The sequence below is a fragment of the Cupriavidus consociatus genome (genome assembly GCF_017814975.1).
Taxonomy (GTDB): Bacteria; Pseudomonadota; Gammaproteobacteria; order Burkholderiales; family Burkholderiaceae; genus Cupriavidus; species Cupriavidus consociatus.
The window spans coordinates 1-1,428 of record NZ_JAGIQA010000121.1 but is presented as its reverse complement, the minus strand read 5'-3'; the positions used below and the strand labels follow the sequence as shown (position 1 = coordinate 1,428).

The following is a 1,428-nucleotide window of genomic DNA, read 5'->3' as shown; positions in this document are numbered from 1 at the left end:
CAATCCACCCAAGTTACTGTAAGCATCAACAAGCCTTATAAGCAGCATGTCGATGAGGCTTTGGGCGAGGCGGACGAGGTTTGTTGCGATCCGGTCGCACGCGATGGGCACGTGTTGCGATCAAAGCCAAGGTCTCATTCAGGGCAGCCTTGGCCCAGTGCAAGCCGAGCAGCGCCGCTGACAGGACAGGTTTGAGAGCCGTGATGGCGAAGGTTCGGTTGATACGACGGTCCGAGTCAATCTCATGTTCCTGCGCGGCGCTAAGGCAGCATAGGGCGTGCAAGTTGTCGCTGAGGATTTTGGCGCCGAAGTCCTGCCTCGCGGCCAACTGTGAGAGGCCAGACAGATGTTCGAGTGCCATGCGGTGCTTGAGGCGTTTGAACGCCTCCTCAAGGCGCCAGCGTTGATGGTAGAGATCGCGGAAGGTGGACGCCGGATAGCGCTGCATGTCGAGCAGATTGGTGATGAGCACGCGCACCCTGCCGGCTGGCGAGATCTGCCGGATCAGCCGAACGGTCTGCGGGGTAGCTGCACACTCATAGTCGCGCGCATCGATGCGGGCTGGAGCCGGGAGCCTGACGATGGCCTCGCCACGGCCAGAGCGCACAAAGCGCTGTACGGCAGCAAAGCCGCTGCCATCTGCGCGCATGCAGAAAGGAATGTTTCGTTGGTTGAGCACGGCCACCAGCCAGCGGGCTGGGTAGCCGCGGTCGAGCAAGAGCAAGTCGTCGGATTGCAGGCGGTCCAGATGCTCGAACAGGATCTGGCGTTCGTTCTCGTGCACGCTGTGCAATGAAGCCGTGAGCATGATCTCGGCCTCGGGCAGGTACAGGCCGAAGGCGAGTTGATCGCGGGTGGCGGCTCGAGGGAGATGGCTGTGGCGGATGGCAAAACGCAGGTGCGAGGCGTCCGCAGCGACCAGCCGAAAGCCATGCCAGCGCGGCAAATGGTTTGACACCTGCCGAAGCAGCCAGTCATTGAGGTGAGCAAAGACATCGCCACTGAGTTTGCTGCGAGCCTGTGCGAAGGCTTGTTCACTGACGCAACGGCGCAAGGTGTTATGGCGCGCGAGCGCGGCGAAGAATTGATCGAGTTCGGCTTGTACGCCCATGCGCAAGTTGCCGAGCATGAATGCGATCAGTGTCGGCAGAGTGAGCTTGCGCTGACGGGTGAAAGCGGCGGGACGTTCGGGATGACGAGCAAGATCGTGAAAGACCTTGGTGTGCAGATATTCGGTAAGCGAAGCGAACAAATCGGACAGGGGCATGAGAGCCAAGCGAAGATCGAAAAACGATCCTCTATTGGCCGCCGCCCTGCTTGCGCTAAACAGCCAGCGCAAGCAGGGCGGCGGCCCCTCGAACCTCGTCACAAGTCAAGGGTTCGCGGGGCAAATTGCGATTTTATTGGCGGCTTAACTTGGATGGATTG

The 1,428-nt window shown here is 60.2% G+C and carries 2 protein-coding genes; one reads left to right on the top strand and one right to left on the bottom strand.

The window, feature by feature from the left end; translation table 11 throughout:
- Nucleotides 1-25: 25 nt before the first annotated feature.
- Nucleotides 26-1,267 (bottom strand): IS4 family transposase, encoded by a 1,242-nt coding sequence (locus J8I82_RS37660; protein ID WP_209765698.1) that lies wholly within the window; start codon nt 1,265-1,267, stop codon nt 26-28.
- On the opposite strand from J8I82_RS37660, the gene J8I82_RS37655 reads away from it, so the two are divergent.
- On the top strand, nt 1,266-1,415 hold the full coding sequence (locus J8I82_RS37655) for a hypothetical protein (protein WP_209765696.1): 150 nt from the start codon (nt 1,266-1,268) through the stop codon (nt 1,413-1,415). The two genes, J8I82_RS37660 and J8I82_RS37655, sit on opposite strands and share 2 nt — an antisense overlap.
- Nucleotides 1,416-1,428: the final 13 nt, after the last annotated feature.